The 17,372-nt window shown below is 42.8% G+C and carries 18 protein-coding genes and 1 pseudogene; 3 read left to right on the top strand and 16 right to left on the bottom strand.

All coding sequences use genetic code 11. The annotated features are described in order from the left end of the window. Nucleotides 1-302 precede the first annotated feature (302 nt). The 6 genes from H8B09_RS07615 to H8B09_RS07590 form a co-directional block, all read right to left on the bottom strand. Nucleotides 303-677, bottom strand: coding sequence for a VOC family protein (locus H8B09_RS07615; protein WP_224753400.1), 375 nt, complete (start codon nucleotides 675-677; stop codon nucleotides 303-305). Nucleotides 678-802: 125 nt separating this feature from the next. Then, nucleotides 803-1,393, bottom strand: a complete 591-nt coding sequence (locus H8B09_RS07610; RefSeq protein WP_191202927.1) for a hypothetical protein — start codon at nucleotides 1,391-1,393, stop codon at nucleotides 803-805. Between the two features lie 117 nt (nucleotides 1,394-1,510). Continuing rightward, entirely contained in the window at nucleotides 1,511-1,903 is a 393-nt protein-coding gene (locus H8B09_RS07605; protein WP_191202926.1) for a DUF4259 domain-containing protein, read from the bottom strand. Between the two features lie 167 nt (nucleotides 1,904-2,070). Then, nucleotides 2,071-2,682, bottom strand: a complete 612-nt coding sequence (locus H8B09_RS07600) for a class I SAM-dependent methyltransferase (RefSeq protein ID WP_191202925.1) — start codon at nucleotides 2,680-2,682, stop codon at nucleotides 2,071-2,073. 71 nt (nucleotides 2,683-2,753) lie between these two features. Continuing rightward, nucleotides 2,754-3,338: a hypothetical protein gene (locus H8B09_RS07595; protein WP_191202924.1), complete on the bottom strand. Its 585-nt coding sequence runs from the start codon at nucleotides 3,336-3,338 to the stop codon at nucleotides 2,754-2,756. 215 nt (nucleotides 3,339-3,553) lie between these two features. Next, entirely contained in the window at nucleotides 3,554-3,943 is a 390-nt protein-coding gene (locus tag H8B09_RS07590) for a VOC family protein (RefSeq protein ID WP_191202923.1), read from the bottom strand. Nucleotides 3,944-4,331: 388 nt separating this feature from the next. Here H8B09_RS07590 and H8B09_RS07585 point away from each other — a divergent pair, with 388 nt between their 5' ends. Further along, the gene (locus H8B09_RS07585) at nucleotides 4,332-4,820 is read left to right on the top strand and encodes a family 43 glycosylhydrolase (RefSeq protein WP_224753399.1); all 489 of its coding nucleotides are present in this window, start codon (nucleotides 4,332-4,334) and stop codon (nucleotides 4,818-4,820) included. A gap of 164 nt (nucleotides 4,821-4,984) precedes the next feature. Here H8B09_RS07585 and H8B09_RS07580 read toward each other — a convergent pair whose 3' ends face one another. The 5 genes from H8B09_RS07580 to H8B09_RS07560 all read right to left on the bottom strand — a co-directional run bounded on the left by H8B09_RS07580 (nucleotide 4,985) and on the right by H8B09_RS07560 (nucleotide 7,515). After that, nucleotides 4,985-5,545: a pyridoxamine 5'-phosphate oxidase family protein gene (locus tag H8B09_RS07580; RefSeq protein WP_191202922.1), complete on the bottom strand. Its 561-nt coding sequence runs from the start codon at nucleotides 5,543-5,545 to the stop codon at nucleotides 4,985-4,987. 27 nt (nucleotides 5,546-5,572) lie between these two features. Continuing rightward, entirely contained in the window at nucleotides 5,573-5,992 is a 420-nt protein-coding gene (locus H8B09_RS07575; protein ID WP_191202921.1) for a PhoU family transcriptional regulator, read from the bottom strand. A 59-nt stretch (nucleotides 5,993-6,051) separates the two neighbouring features. Beyond that, nucleotides 6,052-6,549 carry a hypothetical protein gene (locus H8B09_RS07570; protein ID WP_224753398.1) on the bottom strand — a complete coding sequence of 166 codons (498 nt, stop codon included), beginning with the start codon at nucleotides 6,547-6,549 and terminating at the stop codon, nucleotides 6,052-6,054. A gap of 198 nt (nucleotides 6,550-6,747) precedes the next feature. Further along, nucleotides 6,748-7,134: a hypothetical protein gene (locus H8B09_RS07565; RefSeq protein WP_191202919.1), complete on the bottom strand. Its 387-nt coding sequence runs from the start codon at nucleotides 7,132-7,134 to the stop codon at nucleotides 6,748-6,750. A 72-nt stretch (nucleotides 7,135-7,206) separates the two neighbouring features. Further along, nucleotides 7,207-7,515 (bottom strand): hypothetical protein, encoded by a 309-nt coding sequence (locus H8B09_RS07560; protein ID WP_191202918.1) that lies wholly within the window; start codon nucleotides 7,513-7,515, stop codon nucleotides 7,207-7,209. Nucleotides 7,516-8,016: 501 nt separating this feature from the next. On the opposite strand from H8B09_RS07560, the gene H8B09_RS07555 reads away from it, so the two are divergent. Continuing rightward, nucleotides 8,017-9,078, top strand: coding sequence for a glucosaminidase domain-containing protein (locus H8B09_RS07555; protein WP_191202917.1), 1,062 nt, complete (start codon nucleotides 8,017-8,019; stop codon nucleotides 9,076-9,078). Between the two features lie 200 nt (nucleotides 9,079-9,278). Here the strand turns inward: H8B09_RS07555 and H8B09_RS07550 are convergent, their stop codons facing one another. From H8B09_RS07550 to H8B09_RS07540, 3 genes are all read right to left on the bottom strand, one after another. Continuing rightward, nucleotides 9,279-9,611, bottom strand: a complete 333-nt coding sequence (locus H8B09_RS07550; protein WP_191202916.1) for a winged helix-turn-helix transcriptional regulator — start codon at nucleotides 9,609-9,611, stop codon at nucleotides 9,279-9,281. A 98-nt stretch (nucleotides 9,612-9,709) separates the two neighbouring features. Continuing rightward, a complete protein-coding gene (locus H8B09_RS07545; RefSeq protein WP_191202915.1) occupies nucleotides 9,710-10,240 on the bottom strand; it encodes a TetR/AcrR family transcriptional regulator in 531 nt (176 codons plus the stop codon). Between the two features lie 108 nt (nucleotides 10,241-10,348). Further along, the gene (locus H8B09_RS07540; RefSeq protein WP_191202914.1) at nucleotides 10,349-11,173 is read right to left on the bottom strand and encodes an SDR family NAD(P)-dependent oxidoreductase; all 825 of its coding nucleotides are present in this window, start codon (nucleotides 11,171-11,173) and stop codon (nucleotides 10,349-10,351) included. Nucleotides 11,174-11,662: 489 nt separating this feature from the next. Here H8B09_RS07540 and H8B09_RS07535 point away from each other — a divergent pair, with 489 nt between their 5' ends. Continuing rightward, nucleotides 11,663-12,103 (top strand): SRPBCC domain-containing protein, encoded by a 441-nt coding sequence (locus H8B09_RS07535; protein ID WP_191202913.1) that lies wholly within the window; start codon nucleotides 11,663-11,665, stop codon nucleotides 12,101-12,103. Between the two features lie 221 nt (nucleotides 12,104-12,324). Here H8B09_RS07535 and H8B09_RS07530 read toward each other — a convergent pair whose 3' ends face one another. After that, nucleotides 12,325-15,390 carry an endo-1,4-beta-xylanase gene (locus H8B09_RS07530; RefSeq protein WP_191202912.1) on the bottom strand — a complete coding sequence of 1,022 codons (3,066 nt, stop codon included), beginning with the start codon at nucleotides 15,388-15,390 and terminating at the stop codon, nucleotides 12,325-12,327. Nucleotides 15,391-15,947: 557 nt separating this feature from the next. Next, nucleotides 15,948-17,359, bottom strand: a pseudogene (locus H8B09_RS31370) (IS1182 family transposase); the annotation flags it as partial. Between the last annotated feature and the right edge of the window lie 13 nt (nucleotides 17,360-17,372).

Genomic DNA, 17,372 nt, shown 5'->3' with positions numbered 1-17,372 from the left:
CTTCGCTAATAAAATATCACAAAAAAAGAAAAAATCAAATAGAAAAACAGATTTATTATTAACAAAACAGACATATTCGGTAGCAAACAAAATTAAACCAAAAACAAACAAAAATAGTTATTAGGACTCTTGTTTTCCATGGACTTACTCAATTGTTTTAGCCAAAAAGATGCTTCTTTTCCATCACGCTAGAATCAAAAGTCATACCAATTTATAGAATTGTCCCCAGCTGCACAAAAAAACCGATCCCTTGAAAGGAGCGGTTCTTTCTGACTTTCTATTAAAAGAAAAAATTGGTGGTGTTAATCTTTTCTACTCCATTCAATTAAGTTAATCGCATTGCCATCAGGATCATAAACATCAAAATCGATATGAATATTCACATCTGAAGACCAATTTTTTATAGGGCCAACCTTTACCCCTTGAGCTACTAGTTTCTCATGTATCTCTAAGACATTATTGCAGTTTAAATTAAAAGTCGGATATTCTGAAGCTTCAAAACCCTCTGTTTTTATTAATGTAAGCAACGGTGACTTCTCATCAATGATATAATTAGCAATCCTGCCGCATTCCTCAATGTTGCGTAATTGAAGACCGAGGACATCGGAATAGAAACGTAAAGATTGCTCAAGGTCTGTTACCCTTACAAATACTGCTCCCATGAAATTCACAGTCATTTTTAATTACCTCCGTTTTATTTAATAATCAACTCTATCGATTTGCCTTGAGTAGCTGGTTTATCCGAAGTCATTGTCTAAATTGAGTACAATACAAATCCTTTATCAAGTTTAATCCAGTTGGTTTAATTTATCGTTAGAAGGTTTAGAAGTATTAGCGTTAAGTATCCAAAAATTGAAACAAATATTATCGATCGTTGACCATTGCTTCTAAATATTCTTAAAATAAAAAATATAGATAAAGAAACAGATATTGTTAATATCAAATAATTTCTAAAATCATTCAATCCAAAAATAACACTTGTACACAAAAGCGCCGACAATAAATATAATGCAAATCCAAAAATGCACTTTACTGAATACTTGTTTCTACCCATTTTAGTTTCAGTAACCCATTCTATTAATATTGAAATCGGTATACCAACAATTAATATGTAAGGAGCTTCAAAGACAAACAATATCGGACTTAACCTTCCAACCATAGAAGATAAAAGTAGATAACTAAATTCATAAATCAGAAAACAATACAAATATTCATTAATTCGTTTTATTGCAATCTTATCATCATTTTTTTCTTGATGTATTCCTGCATGAAAATCATAAGAACATGACCAACAATAGCCGTCTTCAGGATTGATACAACGATCACATAATGATTTTTTACATAAACCACATATTCTCTCACCATCATATTGATCATGATAGTAACATTTCATTTGTAATTTTTCCTTTTGGTTTTTAAGGTTTTAATCATTTCTGATAACGTCTTTCTATTCTCGAACTGTCACTGGATTAAGGGCTTGAAGCTCGAGTTCGACGGACTGCTATAACCTTTAGTTTAATCTACTTTCCAACTCCTTAATTGTCTTTAACCATTCCTCAAAGCTTTCAGATTCTTCCCATAAATCCTTTAGTTCTGAATCTAATACTATTTTTTGTAATGCTTTTTGAGCTCTAGGTAATAGATTTTTTCCTTTACCTTTATGTTCATTGATCCAATCGTTAAGTTCCTCATCATATTCTTCATTTCCTCGCCTATCTTGTAAAGCAGCCAACACTTCTATTGCACCTATTGCTATTGATGCGACATCTGCATCGATGTCATCATCTTCAACGACAAATTCAATCGACTCAGATATTAGGCTCATGTCGTCTGTTTCAATGAGTTCTGCAATCCAGTCAAGAACTGTATCGTTTTCAAGATTTCCATATCCCCAAGCTCCCATATAAGCACATCCTCGATATCATTTTAGAGTTCATTGTTATTAGATCTTTGGGAATTTCACATAAAGTCTTTGTACTTACGAACCCTAACTGGGTTAAGTGGAGAATGCACCGGGGCCGACGGACATAACCAGAACAAGAGGAGGATGTCCCTATACGTTAAGCCATGTTAAGTGAAGTACTTCTTCTTCATCGAAATTTCCCACACAACCTTATTGGTTGAATATCTAGTCATTATATATTCATCTTTATATATGTTTTCCCATCTTTCATTATTAAAAAAATAATCTATTTGAACTTCATCAAAGTATCTTCGTAGCAATCCACCTGAATCCAGATAGTAACAGGCTGAGTCTATCAAATTCTTAGTTGAATTAACTCTACAGATTAACAGTCCTTCAACTTCTAACACTCTGTTGAGTTCCTCAAGAACTTTGAAGGTGTCTTCATCTGAGAAATAATGTAACGATAGATCTGCAATAACTATCTTCACACTAGAATCATCAAATGGAATTCCTTCTCTCATATCAAATAGCCGAGTTTCAGCCGTAGGAATAAAAGATTGTAATCTACTTAGCGCAACCTCGGATAAATCGCATGAAATTACGCAATAATTTCGTTCTAATAAATACAAAGTGTTATTTCCCAGTCCACAGCCCAAATCAATGATTGGTTCATTGCAAGCAATCAAATACTCTTTGTATTTATCTAGCCAACCATCATATTTTGGTTTTTTCTCCGGTCGACTATGCGATTGGTTCCAATATTCTAATAATTCCACACTGACTCCCTCTTTTCAGGCTGCCGGCCACAGGTTCGACGAATTTAGCCGAAGCACTTACCTTCCTTACACTATCCTTCAATATATCTCTGTTTCTTGTTCTTATATAATACTCTACCGAACTCTTCTGTTGGTGGAATTACACGGATTATTCTGTTTGAATCTATCGATTGGTTTAATACGATCTGGTAATCCTCAAGTATATATTCCATAAACGCAGCATCGGTTAGTGTATCCTTATATAGAGTTGGTCTTTTTTGGAGTTCTTCTCTTCCTAGTTTTATGAAATCATGATCTTTGCTTAGCCATTCAACCGCATGCTGTAGAGTACTTTCACCAATTCGCCATATTATCGTATTTTGAATCTCTTTACCAAGGTCTTCTAGTGTTTTTATCGACTTGTCAAATTCATCATTTGTGGTAGCGCCCATAAAATGTCCAAAGTAGGCAGGTAAATCCCGTTCTCCTACTCTGAAAATAAAACCATTATATCGCTTGCCATCTTTTCTAAATCGCTTCAATGCTTTCATCCACCATCTATCTAGTGAGACGTGACCTGTAATGGGAAAGCAATACACTCCATTTCGGCCTTTATTTATACCGTTCTTTAAAATATTTTTTGAATTATTAACTGGAGACCAGTGAACGACAAGCATATGGCCAACTCCTGAATTATGTATATTGCAAATAATTTGTCTTAAGTTGTTATATTTATAGACCTCCGCCCGACCGAGGGCAGTATAGCCCGATGCGCGAATACGTTGATATAGGATGTCAGCAACTCCAGAACAACTGGTACTCATTAATCCTCAACTATTCACTTCGAATATGAGATTGTTACTGATCATTAGGTCCGTAAACCCAGTGCCACTTATCTAGTCCAGCCCGATGTCCCTGTCCAAACATTAATACAGTTACCATCAGGATCATAGAAATAAAACCACTTCCAATTCATATCTTCATCATTCACTTCTAAATCAGTTACACGAACAGAATTATTCTTTAGTTGATTATATAATTCTTCAATCTCTGTAACTACAAAACATAAATCGGTACATAAGATTTGTATTTTTCTATCTTTCTCATTTTGATTATTTCTTAAAAAGACTATTTGACCAGGGGATACCTGCATCGTTGCAAAATACGGGTTTCTCGCTAAGAGTTTCATACCTAGGTGTTTACTATACCATTCAATAGCAATGTCTAGATCGGCTACGGTAATTCCAGATACAGTAGTATTAATAATGAAGTTATTATACAAATTATTCCCTCCTGGTTTCATTGTTTATTTCTATAAATACTGTTTTATTGAATTTCTCTGATTTCCTACAACTACCTACCATCCAATGAAACTTCATTCGCCTCACAGCTTATAGAAATGAGCTTTCTCATAAATAAGAATCATAACAATATTTTACTATATCAAACCATAATTTTATATTATTTTCTAGTTCCTAGAACCCTAACGAACCTAATGAGCTCTAATTTCCGATTTCAAGCAGCTGCCATCACTTAACGAACATTGGAGGATACTCTATTAGTCCTCATTTTAACCACGTCAGAGTATTTTGCAGACAATAGGATCAACGATTCGTTAGCGTGTCATATTACACAGATCACACCTAATAGCATTTTCTGGGGTAAGGGGGATGTTATTTGTTATCCGCATTCGTTGCCCATATCTATTAGCTGCCTATGAGTCCTACGAAGAGTGGAGAAGCTTTCAGGAAAGATCACCGACTTCACAACATAAACGAAAATTTACAGAAGCGCCTTGGCTGCATAAGCGCAATGTCATCTATTATTTGTCCTATGCGTCCGGTTGGCCAGAGTCGATCTCTTACGCTACGAGTTCAAGTCCAACGGGTCCTTGGACGTATCGCGGTGTAATCATGCAGCCTACAGGCACAAGTGGCACGAATCACCAAGCTATTATTGAATTCAAAGGTCAACCTTACTTCATTTATCACACAGGCGCACTGCCGACAGGAGCAGATTACCGACGTTCAGTGGCCATCGAGAAGTTCAACTATAATGCCGACGGAACGATTCCAACGATTAATCAGACCTCTACAGGCGTAAACGGTTCGAAGCAGCGAATCATCAGGAAAAGCAGGATGCGACATGCAAGATTGTGAATTGATTCTCCATCACGATCAGATGGCATAATAAGCTGCCCTCTACAGGTCTGACTTCATCAAACAAAGAGAAGAGCAGCCATGTAGTCTCGCTGCTCTTCCTCCGATCACAAAAAATCACACAAACAATCTATTATTCACGTCCTGAATATTAATATATTAATTCATTCATCCTCAGCAAGAGAAACTCCAAGAGGTGTCATGATTCCGTCCATACTTAATGAATTCTTGTTCTTTCTATATTCAATTAATTTCTCTTCTCCTTTATTAACTGCCCACTTCAACAATACATCTCTCTCACCTTCGAAAGAGTATAGAGGCACACTAAATCCACATGATGTTTTTACGATTTCGATATCAGAGACAATGATTTGCCTATAGCCAGGCATCAATTCGAAGTGAGTTACAAGTTTATTCCATTCTTCCGTGTTCGGCAATACTACTCTTCCGTTTCCATACAGCCTTAGTATTAATGGTTTTCCTTGAAAGGACATAAACATAAAGGTTAGCCGATTACTTTCCGTAATATGAGCACTTGTTTCATTACCGCTTCCAGTCAAGTCAAGATAGGCAACTTTATTAGGCGATAGGATGCGGAAGACATCATGTCCTTTAGGGGAGATATTAACATGACCCGTAGCTGCAGCTGAACCAACAAAAAACATTTTTTGTTCTTTAATAAATTGTTCATGATCTGGCTGGATTGAATCGTATACAGTTCCCACACCTAATCCCCCCATAATCAAAATCGATTAACTTGCTTGTCTATCATTTGATCCATTAGCCGTAATCTCATAATTCCACACTTCATTATTGTCGCCTCTATAGAAATATGAGAACATGATCGCCTTTTTGTCTACAACATTTATGTATAATTGATATTTTATATTCCCCTTCTTAATCTCATCAAACTCAACTTTTTGAATATCTGGTTTATACGTGAAATTATTCATTGCCTCATCGTAAATCCAGACAAAGCTCCCATCGCCATATTCGTTAAGCGTAGGTTCTCCAAACAAATCCGTTATTTCGGTTTCAGTCAACCCGCTTTTTGCATTCTGTTTTAGATATTCTTTCGTTATAGCCGGACTATTATCATGACTCTTATCTGAACATCCGAACATGGTTATTAAGATAGCAATGAATACTAATGAAAGAATCGAGTTTTTCATTCGTGTCACCTCTAGATTTCGTTCACTGAACGTTACGAACCATTAAACCAGTCAGATCCTCATTGCTTTACCATCTCATCTGGCATTATCCAATATTCATTTCTTTCTTTATTGAATCTCAAAAACAATTTCCGTTGCTCACCTTTTTTAATATGTTTATAGCTCGTACCCGTGCCGTACAAGGCTTTTCCCGGGATAAAAGGCCAGCTGTGCCTTTTACTCACTTGTCTATATTTGAACGCTACAAAACTTTCACGAGCCTCGATTTCACTCCCTACAACGATATCTTCGGAAGTGTCATTATACATGATACTTAGTATTCTTATTTTTGTGGAAACCTTTTCAGCATTAATAATCTGTTTTCCTGTGCCTTCTGCCAATAATTCAATATCGGGTGTTGTTACGGTGGGGAAATCATAATCTCCTAATACTTGGTCGGTTCGATCAATTACAATCGTTCGATTCAGAATGAAGTATATCCCGACAACTACAATTAACAAAACAAATGAAATAATTAGCTTATTTCGAGTAAACCTTAACAAATTCACCGTGGGCATCTTATTACCATTCTCTCCACTCTTCCGTAATGTCCTCTCCGTCACTGATCTCAATTATCTTAGAACTCACACTTAAGGGCACAAACGGGATCTATGAACATAACCAGTTCGGAGTCGACTCGCTTTCCACCGTATCATCAATTGCCTTTTCCGAACCGAGGGCCGGGTGGCCCGATGCGTGTGATATCGTATTTAATATCATTTGTTATCAAAAAATCCGATTGGATAAAACTCACCCTCTTCTGGATCAACGTCGGAATATCTCTTAAACACAACTTGAAACTTGTCTGTTTCAATTAAATAATGTATTACTTCAAGAATTCTCTCCTTGCTTCCAATATCTATGAGAACCATATCACTTGACCAAAAATAAGCTCCATTCATGCATTCTCCAGAACTCTTATTTTCGTTACTCCTTGTTTGAATATATTTGTATGTAAAGAAGCTCGCTATCCATTTCATCCGATTTGAAAAGGTCACAATAACATCCGTATTTACATCCTCAATATCCCATTGCCCCTCAGCCCATACTTCTGCTTCTATCCAGATAATCTTAGATAAGTATTTTAGATCTGTTCCTTTCATTTCCTTATAACTCCTTTAAGTCTTATCTTCGGCATTATTCCGAAAGTCATTGTATTCACAATCTTCAAAATCTCATTGCTCCTTATTATCCTTATTGAACCCATACTTCGTTTCAAATTCTTTATTTGCTTCTCTAATCATTCCAAAAGGATTAACGACTTTTTTCCATAATGGCATAATCAGTCCAATAATGATGAGCACTATTCCAAATATAAATGTCAGTGTAGGTATGTTCCAAATTTCGTTTGGCATTATAAATTTTAAGCCCTGATAATCACCTGCTCGATTGCTTAGAGATGTGTAAATTATGATTTTCTCTAAACCACTCAAGGCGATTAGTACAATCCCTGTTATCAGAAAAACTAATCCATATGTTTTCAAATTAATTCCTCCTTCATTATAATGTTCCTTCTCAACGACTCCCGACTTCATCCAAATTCACTATGTCTGCCTGGTCATAACATAATCTTACTATAAGATTCCATATTTATGTATGAATATCTAAATCCTAGGATACCAACGAATCTGAATACTGCGAAGAGGCCATGGAAATTTCCACGGCCTCTTCTTCGAATTCGAATTATTTAGCGTACTTAGCTTGGCTCGGGTAAGTTAAGAATTTCTCATAGTCAATAAAAATCGCTCGTATCCGCGTCCAACGCGGATATTTGTGTGGAATCCGACAAATTTACAAGCCTGGAATTCAGATCGTTTGACAAGGTTTTCGCCAATCATTCGTTACAATCGGTTTAACTTGTACGGCCCTAAGATTCACCAATCAGTCGAGGGCATGTCAACGTGTTACGCTGTCCAATTGATCGTTGGGATCATTCGATTTATTGCGATCCGCATTATCCCCATTACGATTAGGAGTGGATATTCGTGAACAAAGAAAACCGTCAAACACTTATTCCGTATTTTATAACTGCTGTCGTTGCTTTTACAGTCGGCCTATATTTCGGAGTCTTCTCGAATCCTTTTGCGGTAGCCGCTCAGAATGACGAAATCCGGGTTATGGAAACGAATCAATCGGTACAACCCGCACCGTTGCTCTCAATACCGTTGCTTCCTGCCGTTCAGTTACCGCTGAGTCTCCTGAAGGCTCCCCTTCAAGAGCAGGCGGACCCCACCCCTAATAATCCAATAGATCAGCCCGAGATCAAAGTGCCGGAGCAATCTCCTCCAGCCACAGCGAAACAAGAGTACAAATCTCCGTCAACTGTTTCTACATATGAAACGACGGCAGATTATCTTAACGTTAGAGTAAACGCGTATAGCGAATCCAAAATCATCAACACCGTGACAAAAGGGACGGTTCTGGAAGTATCTTCTGTAACCGAGAACGGTTGGCTTCGTTTAAAAGACGGAGGGTACGTGCATGGCGGGTACGCCAAGCCAATCAATAAGGATGAGAAGATAGCCAAGCAGCTCCTGAAAGCCGTGAAGGAAGTTAAGACACTAGCGGTCGAGACGGAGACAGAGATAGAGACAGAGACAGAGACAAAGGTAAACGAACCGACGTCCAAGGTAGAATCGGATTCAGGACTAACCACCGAGCATATCGCGACGATTTTGAAAGGAACAGATCTGGAAGACCAAGGCTTGGAAAAAGCGATTTTACGTATCGAAGACGAGTATGGCATCAACGCGTTTTTCACCATCGCGGTCATGAAGCTCGAGAGCGGGAACGGCAGCAGTAAGCTGGCTACGAGAAAGAACAATTTGTTCGGTCTCAACGCAATCGACGGCAACGGGTACAACAAGGGACTCAGCTTTAAGACAAAAGCAGATTGCGTGCTTAAATTCGGACAACTGATCGCGAGCAAATACATAGATAAGGGCTATACGACCATCGAGAAAGTGGCGAAAAAATATTGCCCTGCAAATTCGAAATGGCCGAGCCACGTGAAAAATATTATGGAACGAGATCGAGACCTTCTGTGATCATACGACAACATTTGGGAGAACTACCGTTAGCCATAGGAACAGTATGACGAAATAAATGGAACAACTCAACAGAGTTGTTCCATTTATTTCTCTCTCGTTCTCTCTCCAGAACGAGTCTGCCAATTGCCCCGCTTGCGCCAAATAAAGTGATAAAAGCCGCCTTCAGGGCGGGTTCAATTCATGTGTTCATGCAATATTTAAGACGCTGGTTCATCACGTTTGCGCTCATTATGACCTTCTCCCCAATCACACATGACTTCCGCTACAGGGATCAATGTTTTACCGTATTCGCTTAGTGAATATTCTACTTTAGGAGGGACTGTGGGGTATACGGTCCTTTCAATAATGCCTGCTTGTTGCAAGTTGCGTAGATGTTGCGCAAGCATTTTTGAGGAAACGCCGGGGATGAGCTTTTCCAGATCGCTAAAGCGCTTGTCTGAATCCATCAAATGCCATAAAATAATCGGCTTCCATTTGCCGCCTAATACATGAATGACAGTCTCGATTGGATATTCTCGCTGATCAATCATGGATAAATCACTCCCTTACTTTGAATCGGATTGGATACTAAAGTCGGTAACGACTTGGTTAGTGGGAGTGGCAACCCCTGACAGACATTATCGTCCTTTTAATCTAGAATCGAAAGAGTGACTCGGACGATGTCGTCTAGAATCTTCTTGCCGGATATCGTCTTGGCCGTAACGATCAATCCCCCATGCGCATTGCTCAGATATCGCGCAAGCGCCATAAGATCTTGATGGCGTTCGTGAAGCTCGCCCTGTTCCTTCGCTCGGGTTAATGCTCGATAATAAGCGTCGATAACAAGAGCCCTTTCCTTTTCCAGGAAAGCGGCGATTTCGAGATCATGCGGCGCCATCTCCACATTCGTATTGATAAGGAAGCATCCCCTCGATCCATCCGGGCGGGATAATATCGCGGTTACCTCGCGAAACACGTTTGAAATCGCTTCTTTCCCTGAAGGTGTGCTGTCCAGAATATGAACCGTGTTGCTTTGATCGGCATAAAAACGGAGCGATGCAAGGAACAATTCGCGTTTGCCCCCGAAAGCGTTATAAAGACTTTGTGCATTGATTCCGACATGATTGACCAAGTCCTGTATAGAAGTGCCTTCATAACCATGCACCCAGAAAACGTCCACGACTTTGGAAAGGACCTCGGTTGTATCGAACTCTTTATGTCTGGCTACGTTCGCCCCCTCCGATTCATAAAGTTTCTCTCTTGCGGGATCTGTATGACTTGTTCTCCGTCAACGGGGCAGCAGGCTCAGGGTTATGTCGTAAAGTCGTTTCGCGGCGCTCTTGCCGAAGGCCTTGTGATCGACGCTAATGCGTTCGCCTTCCACGAAAGCGCTCAGCGGTTCGAGCGGCGGAGCGTCAATGCGGGCGATAATCGGCGCGACGGCTTCCGCAATCGATTTGCCGCGCTTCTTCAGCTCTACGATATGATCCGCGGTCGACTCGTCGTACTCGCCGGAGAAGCTGGTAGACACAACGCCCGGATGAAATAACGCATACTTAATTCGGCTACTCTTGTCATTATCGGCAAAAGCAACGCCAAGCAGGTCGTTCAGCTTGCCTCCTTGGCCCAAGGCCGCGCCACCATGATAATTTCTCTCGAGCCCGAGATTGTCCCATTGGATTGCGGACAGATTGTAGCCCGGTCCTGCTATGTTGGCGATGATCGGGTTGTCGGCTTTATCCAGTAACTCGATCAAACCGTAACTGAGCACGAACCGACTCAAGTAGAACAATGCGAAATTGTCCTCGAAGCCTTCCGCTGTTACGAATCGTGTCGAACGATAATGCCGGGCGCATAATACTAGAGCGTCAATCGCGGGGAGCCGATTCTTGATCTCCTCGATGACCCTCTTATTCTCATGAATCAGGCTCAGTTCCGCCTGAATGAAGGAAGCTCTTTCGCCGGCGTCAATGTCACGGGCGGCCGAGAGAAACGCAATGCTTTTCTCGGCATTGCGTCCGACGACGATGACGCGATCTCCTCTCTGTAGATATGTAATGGCCAGAGCCTTGCCGATGCCGTCGGTTCCTCCCGTAATCACGATATTCTTCATGGTGGACCTCCTTGAATATCGATTTATTGAAGGCGTATTTCAAATAGTCCTATGGGCCTACTTGGTTATTTACTCAAAAAAAAGTCATCGTTTTAACTAGCTATGGATATTTCGGCAACGCTGAGAGGTTTCGATCATGGCATCCTCTCCTTCATCGAAGAGAATATCATTTTCTTTATTGAGTGTTCAAGAATTAATTTTAACGATCATTAAAATAAAAATGCTTGCAATTCTGGAACGCAGTTCAAGCGATTCCCGAATATTCTTTACGCTTCCCTCGAGTATCTATAAGCTTAAGTCTCCCATTTATTCGTAACGACGCATCTACTCGGGATCTTTGAAGTGGGCCTGCATCCGCAATTATTTCGCTATCGCATATGATAAGGTTTCTGCATTGTCTGTAACGGCAATTTATATGATCGTTCTGGCAGGAATTAACATGCAATCGTCGAATGGTTAGGGCAGAAAAATGAATGAGGAGGTAAATTGATGTCCACGAGTACATCCCGAATTATTATAAACGCACATGCCGAGCGAGTGTGGGATACAATAACAAACCCTGAATGGGTCAAACAGTGGCAGTACGGCAGTCGTCTTATAACCGATTGGCAAATCGGTAGCGAGATCCGGTTTCGAACGGAGTGGGAAGGCAATATTTACGAGCAGTGGGGCACGGTGCTAGAGTTTGCACCTTATCAGTCTCTCAGATACTCCCTCTTCGCTCCACGTCCCGGCTTGGAGGACACACCCGAAAATTACTTCACCATGAGTTACGACTTGAGTACGGAAGGGGTTGGCACCTTGTTGAAGATTCAACAGATCGACAATCGGCCGGGCTCCAACAGCAACGATGAGGAAAATAACGTGACGGAAGACGACGAACAATCAGTGCTATTGGTACTTAAGCGACTAGCGGAGTCCACCAATTGATTGGATTCTGGCCCGGTACTTGCGAACTGGATTGGGAACCAACACACTTTGCTTTCTAGTTCTTGTCTCAATCAACAAGTCGATCTGCACAATTCAATGCCAAAGGTGACAATTCCCTCATGTTGTAATGTCATAAAAACGGCCCGCACGCGATAATCGCATGCGGGCCGTTCTGCGTTGCAGTTGTATACTAGGGCTTCAACGCGCACTGCTGCTCCAGCTTACTTATTGCCTAGAGACTTAAGGATACTCTGCACCAGAGCCGCGTAACCAGCGTTCAGTCCTTTCCCCGACTGGGCGCTCACTTCGTTGCTGAGGGCGTTCAAGGCATTGCCCACCTGCTTGGCGTCAGCGCCGGCCGCTTGCACCTGCTTCACCTTCGCTAACAGGCTGTTTACCAGCCCTGGTTTCGTAATGAAGCCGTTGTCACTGCCAGATTGAATCAGTGAGTCTAGATGCGCTATATCCATATAAACGGTAATTTGACGTGTAACCGTAACGGAATTCCCTGCCTTATCGCTAGCTGTCACGACAATGGAATGCACGCCGAGCGATAGACTCAATGGTGCTGTTTGAATCGTGTTGGATACAGGTATTCCGTCTAAAGTGACGGACGTCGAATCCACGCCGCTAGTTGCATCGGATACAGCAATCGGATAGTTCAAGGCATCACTAATCAGAACCTTCGTGATGTCCGGCACCGTGATCGCGGGGGCTGTCAGATCGATCTGAATGATCTTCTCTTTGTCCGCTTCCTTGTTGCCTGCCCCGTCCACGCTGTAGTAACCAAGAGTGTGAATCCCCTCCGAAGTAATCGACACCGAATTGCCGGTGACATAGGCTCCTCCGTCCAGGCTGTAAGACGTTGAAGCAACTCCGCTTCCTTCATCAGTCGCTTGGAGGATTACGTTCACGGGATGGGTTTGCCACCCGGTTGGGGCGTTATCCGTAGTTACAGGAGGTACCGTGTCGCCTGCAACAAGTTGCAACGTGCCAATCTTGAATAGATCCTGATAAGCCGTGCCTGTAGCGTCGTTCCAAGCGAACGCGCCAATGCGTGCACCGGCTTTCGCGTCGTTCACCTGAGCGTCAAAGCCGATCTGAGTACCAATCGCAGGCGTAATCTGGATAAACGGAATCTTCATCTCGACGGTGTAGGAATTCGTCGTCTCGTCGTACGTCGTCGCGGAGGTCATCTTCGTTGCAACGCCCTGATTATCCGTCATGCCTGCGTCTACCGTCGCAAAGCCGTCATACCGAACGCGATAATGCCCGGAAGCGTTCGAGTACATGGCGCTAGAACCGTTCGTCAGGTCAACATATACTTCAAGTGAATCCTGCTCCCAAGGGTTTGCGTTCCCCTTGTCCAACGGTTCGGACGGATCTTTGGTCACCTGCGCGAATACGTACAGGTTACCGTTGTCCCACAACATGCGAGCGGTAGCGGCCGGCATGTGCGTATCCGCCTTCGTAATGCCTGTCTGCGTTACATTGATATCGATAGGCGATGCCGTATTCCAAATGTCGTCTTTATTGCCATCGATGGTCGGAGTCCCTTTTGCGGCTGTTGCAGTTTTCCCTGCAGGCTTCGCTGGTCCCTTGTAATTCGCAAGGTAACCGGCCGGGTCAATCACGGCGTAAAACGCGTCTTTCGGGTACAGTTTGCCGTCGAACAGCAACGGACTGCCGGAAGACAACCAGCTGTTAGTGTCTGTCAGCCCCCAGAATGTGATGCGCTGCACCGTGTCCTTAAAGGCAGGATCGGTATAAACTTGCATCAACCGCGCGTACTGTGCGGCTTGAGCTGTCTTCTGATCGGGAGTCTGCGTTCCGCCTGTGCCAGCGGAGATGTCCAGCTCGCTGATCGACACTTTGACGCCAATATCCTTGAACATCTGGATCGACTTGCGCGTATTGTTAGGGTTGGTGCCGAGGCCGTTATGCTCTTGCATGCCGACGCCCTGAATGAGCTGCTTGCCAGGGTGATCCACAGCCCAACGGCTATTGATGTCTTTCACCATGTCGCGAACGGCCGCAGCCTTATTCTGGTCGTCCATGCTATAGTCGTTGTAGTACAACAGCACGTTGTAATCAGGCTCCGCCGCACGGGCATACTTGAACGCTTGTTCGACGTAGTTATCGTCCGTCGCCTTCAGCCAAGGGGTGGCTTTCAAGTAGCTATGCCAGTCTGTCCGACTAAGAGAGCTGTCACGGACGTTACCGCTGAACGCTTCATTGACAACGTCCCACGAGATAATGTTCTGCGTGCTCGCGTTAAACTTGCCGTCAAAATGCTTGAGCACCGCATTAATATAGTCGTTCATGTTCGCGTACGCCCCAGCCGCGGTCAGACCTGGGTTGGATGGAGTCGGGTCTGAGTCGGAGATCCTAGCGTTGTTTAGCCACGGAATCGACTGCCCTTCCCAGACAAGCGTATGCCCATGTACTTTTAGGCCATTGTTGATAGCGCTCTGAACTTCCGTGTCCGCTGCATTAAAGCTCAGATCCGCGACGTTATGCGTAGAGGCGCTGGTGCCGATCAGCGAAGCTGGCTTCATCGCGTTTTCTGATGTCACAACGCCAAACTGTGCTTTAATGACGGGCATAATTGAGTTTTGCATGTAATAGGGGCCGATAATGCTGCCCATCAAATAATTCGGGTACGTATTCTTAATGCTTGGCAAGGAGAGTACATCCGGGTTAAGAGTTGGTGTTGTTGTTCCAGCACTAGTGGTATTAACAGCAGACAGCGTAGCACTCCCATTCGGAACGAAACCATCAGTAGATTGGTCATCAAAGTTGGCAGTGTAAACAACATTGCCGGTTGTTGCGTCTTTTACAACAAAGTTGTCGATGTAGTAAGTTATATTCTTTGCATCCGTAGCACCGCTATCGCCGGTTTTAACAAATTGAAGTTGTCCGCCGCTTGCGGCTACATAAGTATATGTCGCCGTGTATGAAGTCCAAGCGGGACTTGCCGCGCTTAAAGCTCCCGTATTTTTAATCCAGTTGTAGTTTCCGCTAGTTTGTAGAACGATGCCTGCAACATCTTTGTCAGGGGTGTATAAGTCATAGGAGAAGGTGTAGGCTGTGCCGGCGACGAGGTTTAAGCCGCTTGCCCCTGTGTCTATGTGCGCACCATCCCACTGATTCCCACCTGTGGTTTGAACCTTAAGAAAATAACCATTTGCGCCGGCCGCACTTGCCTTTTGTACGATCCCATACTGCTGCAAGCACAATGCAACCGCAAACGCTAACACCAAAATCTGCTTAATTCGCTTGTTCATTGTGTTACTTCCCCTCCCAAAATATGATACAGCCACTCGGTAATAGATACATTTCGTATCATTCTAGTCGTGGCGGTTTGCTTTGCAATGAGCTACAGTCGTATCCGCAAGAACAACCAAGCCATCCCATCTGTTAGAATCAATAAACTGCTGCGAGCAAGATCGCTAAACATTTTCTTCTTTCCATGGATTCCCTCTGTTCGAGTTTAGAACCCATTGTTAAGCGCTTACATTTTGTTCAAAATTCCTCCTTTTCCTCCTTTTCCGAATTATCAATTCGATGATAATGTATAAGAAAACAGTTTACACTACACAGATTAAAGAAAGAACCCGTACATATTATAGGTCTGGAGTGGTAAGAGCGAAAAAAAGTGCCTTTAAGCAGATGACACATTACGATGCGGCCCATGACTTGGTCATCAGCCTATTCGCAGGGCAACGTCCCCTCAGATGTTTTCACAACATCTTCCTACTGGTTAAAGCGAAGTGTGCTGTAGCCTGTCGGTACAAAAAGGAGGCTGTCCCAAAAGTAGGTCAGCTTACTGATATTCAGACCAATTTATTGAAATTTGCCCGAAAACACTCTCCTTCTCGATCATACGCCTGACCGATAGCGCGTAGCCTTCCTCGCTTCGAAGCTTTTCCCGTACCTGCTCTTTGTAGCGCAGGTATTGGAAGCTAACGCTAATTTCTCGGTTTCCTTGCGCTTTCGTGCAATTCGCCTTGAGTGGACATCCTTCACAGCTTTCACTTCGATAGTGACGCCTTCTGATTCCATATCCACTTTCTGTCTTTTCTTTGCTTTCGTAGCGATACAACAATTGACGCACAGCCGCACATGTCCATGTATCTTGAATTACATCGTACTGCCAATTGTCTAACTTGCTTATGTCATTCTGCCAGCTTTTTGATTTTTCCATGTGATAGTTGCTGTACTTGACAACAGCTTCCAGTTCTTCACTTTCCAGATATGCATAATTTTCTTCTCCGCCATATCCTGCGTCGGCAAAAATGGTTTTCGGTAACTGGCCAAGTGCTGCTTTAGCCTTCTCCAGATGCGGTTTCAAGCAGCGTGTGTCCGTTGGTCGCTGATGCAAGCATTAATTAATAATGGATTGGTTTTCTGTTCCGATTTGTACATTGTACCATTGCGCATGTGGTCTTCTTTCATCCGCATAAAGGTAGCATCGTGATCGGTCTTGCTAAAGCTATTCCGATTACCTAGTACTTCTTGCTGAATTTCATATTTATGCAGACATGGGAGCAGGTCTTTGCGAAGCATACGTACCGCTTTCTTCAAAGGTTTGTCCTTCGGCCGGGATTGTAGTTGAGCCTCCAATTGCTGAACAGCAACCTCCAGTTTTTCGCTCGTAAGAGAAGATGCTTCGCCTAGCTCAGCGAGGTCATGCCCGGACTGATCTTGCTCTTCTTGCTGCTCTGATGCTTCAATGGTTGCGAACAAGGTCTTCACTTTCTCTTGCAGTTTTGCTTTCTGCTTTACAACAGCTTTGCCCCAGACGAATGTGTATCGATTTGCATTCGCCTCGATTTTCATACTATCCACAAAGTAATGTTCGAGCTTCACATATTTTTCATCTATTAGAAACTGAAGTACACCGGTGAAGACTGTCTCCAGTACATCTTTCATTCGCTCCGAATGAAAGAAGTTGATGGTACGGAAATCTGGGCGTTGTCTGCCGGCGATCCACATGAACATGATATTTTCACGAACGGCTTTTGCGATCTGGCGGGAGGTGTAGATCCGCTGGGTGTAGGCATAGATAAGCACTTTGGTTAGCATTTTCGGGTGATAGCTGTCTCGGCCACCACCAGGATAAGCGGTGGAAAAGATATTGTCGTCGAGACGATTAACCGCCGCATTCACGACGCGCACGAGGTGGGTTTGAGGAATATCTTCCTTGAGGTCCATTGGCAGGCAAAGTTGATCCAAGGTATATTGAATGTACAAAGAAACCGTTCCT

This window comes from Paenibacillus terricola, from assembly GCF_014779765.1.
Classification (GTDB): Bacteria; Bacillota; Bacilli; order Paenibacillales; family Paenibacillaceae; genus Paenibacillus_T; species Paenibacillus_T terricola.
The sequence above is the reverse complement of the archived record's forward strand: the minus strand, read 5'-3'. Positions and strand labels throughout refer to the sequence as shown.

What these genes read in the sequence shown, in the direction of transcription:
- H8B09_RS07605 (WP_191202926.1), bottom strand. Translation starts at nt 1,903, where the DNA reads ATGGGAGCTTGGGGATATGGAAATCTTGAAAACGATACAGTTCTTGAC.
- H8B09_RS07565 (WP_191202919.1), bottom strand. Translation starts at nt 7,134, where the DNA reads ATGAAAGGAACAGATCTAAAATACTTATCTAAGATTATCTGGATAGAA.
- H8B09_RS07550 (WP_191202916.1), bottom strand. Translation starts at nt 9,611, where the DNA reads ATGATTGATCAGCGAGAATATCCAATCGAGACTGTCATTCATGTATTA.
- H8B09_RS07575 (WP_191202921.1), bottom strand. Translation starts at nt 5,992, where the DNA reads ATGAAAAACTCGATTCTTTCATTAGTATTCATTGCTATCTTAATAACC.
- H8B09_RS07595 (WP_191202924.1), bottom strand. Translation starts at nt 3,338, where the DNA reads ATGCTTGTCGTTCACTGGTCTCCAGTTAATAATTCAAAAAATATTTTA.
- H8B09_RS07570 (WP_224753398.1), bottom strand. Translation starts at nt 6,549, where the DNA reads ATGCCCACGGTGAATTTGTTAAGGTTTACTCGAAATAAGCTAATTATT.
- H8B09_RS07585 (WP_224753399.1), top strand. Translation starts at nt 4,332, where the DNA reads ATGTTATTTGTTATCCGCATTCGTTGCCCATATCTATTAGCTGCCTAT.
- H8B09_RS07540 (WP_191202914.1), bottom strand. Translation starts at nt 11,173, where the DNA reads ATGAAGAATATCGTGATTACGGGAGGAACCGACGGCATCGGCAAGGCT.
- H8B09_RS07610 (WP_191202927.1), bottom strand. Translation starts at nt 1,393, where the DNA reads ATGAAATGTTACTATCATGATCAATATGATGGTGAGAGAATATGTGGT.
- H8B09_RS07615 (WP_224753400.1), bottom strand. Translation starts at nt 677, where the DNA reads ATGACTGTGAATTTCATGGGAGCAGTATTTGTAAGGGTAACAGACCTT.
- H8B09_RS07535 (WP_191202913.1), top strand. Translation starts at nt 11,663, where the DNA reads ATGTCCACGAGTACATCCCGAATTATTATAAACGCACATGCCGAGCGA.
- H8B09_RS07530 (WP_191202912.1), bottom strand. Translation starts at nt 15,390, where the DNA reads ATGAACAAGCGAATTAAGCAGATTTTGGTGTTAGCGTTTGCGGTTGCA.